Origin of the sequence: Treponema sp. (genome assembly GCF_051883275.1) — a bacterium.
Lineage (GTDB): Bacteria > Spirochaetota > Spirochaetia > Treponematales > Treponemataceae > Treponema_D.
The window spans coordinates 1-4,599 of sequence record NZ_JBJETK010000029.1; the positions used below are offsets into that span (position 1 = coordinate 1).

Sequence of the window (4,599 nt, forward strand, 5' to 3'; positions counted from 1 at the left end):
TTCTTCAATCATATAAGCAGTGTAACATTGATTATTCAATTTTTCAATAAAATTAGAGGAAATTTTCCGCTAATTTCCCTTAATTTCCTCTAATACTTAAACAACAAAGATTTGCTCACCGCTGATTATTCTATTTTGCAAGGACTTATGACTGAAATTCCAGCATTTTATACGAACGCGAAAATGTCAGCGGCAGACGTGCTTTTGTTGCAACTATCAAGTGGCAATCGGACACAAGCCCCGCAATCAAAGCCGATAAAAAAGCAATTTTTTTTCATTCTGACAATTCCATTCATTTTTTCACCTCGTTTGCGTTTTTTGATTTTTTTAGGTACCTGCAATAATGTATAAGCCCGGTAGCAAATACCAGGTCAAGGGAAAAATGAATTTTTTTTACAAATTTTCTCAAACGAATATTACCTAATGTGCTTATATTTTAGAAAAATAATAAACTTACCGATGATAAAATCAGAGGTAAGGAGAAATGATTAAAAAGTTAAATATTCATGGTGACAATATTGTGGAATGTGAAAGAGCATTTAACCTGTGTAAAAAAGCCTTGAATATTAAGAGTTCTTCTATCATAAAGGAATCTACCGTATTTTCGCCTTCTTATAATGCTTCAACAGAAACAGACGCCTATATTTTTACGTTCTTTCCTGGCTATGGTCGTTGGAATAAAGATATATTAAGCCTTTTACATACAGAAAAATATTCTTTGAGAGAAGCTCCTGATGTTGTTATTACTAAAATCGAAAATGAAATTGAAAGACCTCTTTTGGCAATAGAATACTGCGGTGCGTTGCCTGCTGGAAATCAAGCGTGGCAAAGAAGTGGTCGTGGTTATTCTACAGGAAAATCAAAAATTCCATATTTATATATTGCGGAACTTGGTGGATATGAACTTGATTCAAACAGAAACCGCAAAGCTGCAAGGTCTCCAAACCCAGCAATTCCATTCAGTTATATAGCTTACACAAAAGAATATTCTACTGTTCTTCCAATTTATGAAAAAAGTCCTGGCTGTGATGAAGAATCTGAAAGATTGTATCAAGATGTATTTTCAGAAGAGCAGTTACTTGTAATTGTCGAATGTATTTTGCATGGAAAAGAATATACAGAAGCAGAAAAAGAACTTGAAAACAAAATCTTAAAATTCATTCAGATAAAGGCTGCAACATCCAAAGGAACTGTAACTCTTTCAGAAGAGCAATGGAAACAGGCTTATAATGTTATTTGCAATAATGAATCGCTTATCACCTTCTTGTGCAAGAATAATCCTATAAATTGGAAAAAGACCGCATATATTGAAGGGCTAACGGAAACAGCTCAAAAATTTATGAATATTGCAAGCAAATACGCTATTGGCATCACTTCATCAAAACTTCCTATGTGTATAATTCCAAACTTAAACAAAAGAAAATTTGTTGAAGAAGTGAACATACTCTATCCAAATTTGACTGATACCTTTAAAAAATGGCTTTCAAAAAAGGACAATCTTGTTATAGCTTGGATTATGGGATTCAAACCTCGTGGAGATGATGCCCGACCAGACCGTGGACTTGCCCCATTTACTCGTATGCTTACAGGAAAGAATGCCGAGATTTTAACCTTTGTTTACGGACCTGCTCCTGCTGCCACTTGGAAAGTCTTTGAAGATAATCCTGTCAAACTTGGAACCACGAATGGTTTATGGGAGGCAATTTTCTCAGCAAGCGATGCCGTTTTGGTTGATTCTGCGACAAGCAAAAAGAAATTGAACATCTTGAAAGAAGAATTTCAAAACAAAGATTTCAAGCCTATCGACAAAAAAATTTCCATATTGCCGATACCTACAAAAATAGGTGAAAACGATGTTGATACAATTCTTCATACACTTTTGACACAAAGCAAAGGTATAGAAATCTTTGAAGGTATGTGCAACCCACCAGGTGGAGACTGGAGCGGTATTTCCGTTTTGAATAAGAAAAACAAAATAGAATACAGATGGCTTTCTTTACCACGTGTTAGTCAGACAGAAGCAAAAAGACCTGACCATGTTTTCCAAATCTTTAGCCTTGCAGAAAAGCCTATTTTATTCTCTATTGAATCGAAGGAAGGTGCAAGAGAACTTGAAACAGGAATTGGCGAACGCCTAAACCGATATTTGTACGATTTATTAAAAACTCCTGTAAACGCAGAACGAGAAGAAAAGTCTGAAAACTGGAAATACTCAGATTTTCAGCTTTCAAAAGATGATTTTTTGTTCGCTTCTGCCGCCGCATATATCTGTATGAGAGACGAAGATTTTGAACTTGTAGAAAACAAAGTCGCTTGTGATGTTATTTTCTCGTATTTCTTTAGTGATGACGGAAAATGTACAATAAAAATTTCCTCATATTCAGAACTTGGGAAAAAAATAATGGAAGCAATCTGTAATGCAAAATGTCCGCTCGATAACCTTTCGTTAGTTATAGTTTAAATAAAGCGATTCTGTCACTTCTTCCTGCTTTGCATTAAGAATTTTGCTTACCGCAGAATTGCCGTTGGAAAGTAAAAGTTTCCGCTTGTAGAGTTCTTTTGGCATGTCAGAAAAATAATTTGTTCCTGCTCGAGAACCGTCAAAAGATAACGCCCATGAGATATTTTTTGAGTTAAGCTTGTCAAGTTCAGTAAAGAACGTTTGCAAGTCCAAATCTTTTATGTAACGGTTATGACTATCTGCATAAGGCGGGTCAAAATACACAAAATCGCCTTCCCTTGCTTGTGCTAGAGTTTCCTCATAACTTTGGCATTCAAATTCAACACCTTTAATTCTTTCGTGCCATATGCGAACATTTTTTGCGAACATATCAGGCTTCATTCCCTGTCTTGAAAGATGAAAAGAATTGTTAAATTCCCCCTCAGCGTTAAAGCGGACAATTCCGTTTACACAAGTTCGCATTATGAAATTCAAATCAAGCGGATTATGAGTTTTATTAAATCGAGATCGACAATCATAGAAAACTTTCGGTAAACCATCAACATTTTTCACATGATTTAATTGAAGATCTTTGTATTCAATATTTAAAGCATTCCACTTTTCTGTATAATCAGAAATTACTTCTTCCGGTTTACTTTGAATAAGTTTCCAGAGCTCAATCAGCGGTTTGTAAATATCAGATGCGACAGCACCTTCGTGTGCAAAAAGAAAAAGCAATGCTCCGCCACCCAAAAAAGGTTCGAAGTAACGGTTGTACGATTTTGCTTCACGAGCAATGAGAGGTGCTTGTTTTCGCTTGCTTCCTGTCCACTTTATGAGAGATGGTATTGTTTTGTCTGTAGACGGCATACACATTTTTATGCTCCTTCGCTTTCTGAAAAAAGTGATAAATTATCGTTACAGTGCTTTAATCTTTCATTTGCAATCTTGATATATTCATCTTCAAGTTCAAATCCTACATAGTGTAAGCCTTTCATTTTTGCAGCAACGCAATCAGTGCCAGAACCAACGAAAGGAACTAAAACTGTGTCGCCTAATTTTGCAGAAATATCAAGCATACGATTAATAAGCCTGATTGGTTTTTGCGTTGGGTGCTTTCCATAAGCAAGTTCTTCTTTTGATTTGTTGTTTGGTACATCCCAAACGGTACGCATTTGCTTTCCTGACTGTTTTAAGTTATCCTCTGGAAAAGAAAGCGACTTTGATTTTTCATAGTCAAAATAATACTCACGTTTTTTCGCAGTTCCTGTATGCCCCCATAAAATAGTTTCATGGCTTGCAGTCAACCTTCTGCCAGAAAGATTTGGAAAACTATTTCGTTTGTACCATACAACTTCGTTAATGATTTCAATGTTCTGCAACTGTAGAATAAAATTTATGATTCCAATGTTGTGATAAGTACCATGAATCCAAAAAGAGCCTGTTGGTTTTACAAGTCTTTTCACTTCGCTAATCCATGCCGAACAAAAATTGAAATACTCAATCAATGGCATATTATCCCAATTTTCCATAACTTTAGACCAATTCCCACCAAAACCAGCAAGTTTTTCAGAGTTATCCCAATACCAGTTTCCGCCTGTACTTAAATTATAAGGTGGGTCAATAATTGCAACATCAAATGAATTTGCAGGAAGTTTCTTCATTTCAGTAATACAATCACCTTTGATAATTGTATCGAGAGGTAAAGGATTTTCTAATTCAAATTCAAGACAATCAGCCATTTTTCTCTCCTAACTGTAATTGGGAAAGGAATTTATCCAACTCCTCTTTGTCATACATTCTGTAACCGTTCAATGGATTTCGAATAGCTTTTAACTTTCCTGCTTTATCCCAATTTCTGAGTGTGAGTGGAGTAACACCGACATAGTCAGCAGCTTGTGCTATTGTCATAAGATTCTGTAAATTCTTCATAAACCTTCATAAACCTTAATAAAAAAAATATAACAGAAAAACAAGCAGATAGTCAATAAAATTTAAGGTACTAGAAGTATTTTCATAAATACAATAAAAATCACCACCCATCTTTTCCCAAACTTCTTTTTGCTTCACCATAAAAAATTCATTTCTATTTTTATGAATCCCCCCCCCTTGCAATCCGCACCGCAATGTGATAAATACTGATTTTATGAACAAAAACA

At 35.2% G+C, this 4,599-nt stretch carries 5 protein-coding genes; 1 reads left to right on the forward strand and 4 read right to left on the reverse strand.

Going from position 1 to position 4,599, the window contains the following annotated elements; translation table 11 throughout:
• The first annotated feature begins 484 nt into the window (after positions 1 to 484).
• Positions 485 to 2,461, forward strand: coding sequence for a hypothetical protein (locus tag ACI4L0_RS04670; RefSeq protein WP_439799006.1), 1,977 nt, complete (start codon positions 485 to 487; stop codon positions 2,459 to 2,461).
• Here ACI4L0_RS04670 and ACI4L0_RS04675 read toward each other — a convergent pair.
• The 4 genes from ACI4L0_RS04675 to ACI4L0_RS04690 form a co-directional block, all read right to left on the reverse strand.
• Complete coding sequence (locus ACI4L0_RS04675; protein ID WP_439799007.1) at positions 2,447 to 3,310, reverse strand: DNA adenine methylase; 864 nt, start codon at positions 3,308 to 3,310, stop codon at positions 2,447 to 2,449. The genes ACI4L0_RS04670 and ACI4L0_RS04675 overlap by 15 nt on opposite strands.
• An 8-nt stretch (positions 3,311 to 3,318) precedes the next feature.
• Positions 3,319 to 4,182 (reverse strand): DNA-methyltransferase, encoded by an 864-nt coding sequence (locus ACI4L0_RS04680; protein WP_439799008.1) that lies wholly within the window; start codon positions 4,180 to 4,182, stop codon positions 3,319 to 3,321.
• Complete coding sequence (locus ACI4L0_RS04685) at positions 4,175 to 4,372, reverse strand: MerR family transcriptional regulator (RefSeq protein WP_439799009.1); 198 nt, start codon at positions 4,370 to 4,372, stop codon at positions 4,175 to 4,177. Before ACI4L0_RS04685 ends, ACI4L0_RS04680 begins: the two co-directional genes overlap by 8 nt.
• Positions 4,373 to 4,387: 15 nt before the next feature.
• Positions 4,388 to 4,599, reverse strand: a 212-nt coding sequence (locus ACI4L0_RS04690; RefSeq protein WP_439799010.1) for a hypothetical protein, incomplete at its 5' end; no start/stop codon positions are given.

Excerpts from the sequence above, each read along its gene's own strand:
- ACI4L0_RS04670 (WP_439799006.1), top strand. The coding sequence starts at position 485 with ATGATTAAAAAGTTAAATATTCATGGTGACAATATTGTGGAATGTGAA.
- ACI4L0_RS04675 (WP_439799007.1), bottom strand. The coding sequence starts at position 3,310 with ATGCCGTCTACAGACAAAACAATACCATCTCTCATAAAGTGGACAGGA.
- ACI4L0_RS04680 (WP_439799008.1), bottom strand. The coding sequence starts at position 4,182 with ATGGCTGATTGTCTTGAATTTGAATTAGAAAATCCTTTACCTCTCGAT.
- ACI4L0_RS04685 (WP_439799009.1), bottom strand. The coding sequence starts at position 4,372 with ATGAAGAATTTACAGAATCTTATGACAATAGCACAAGCTGCTGACTAT.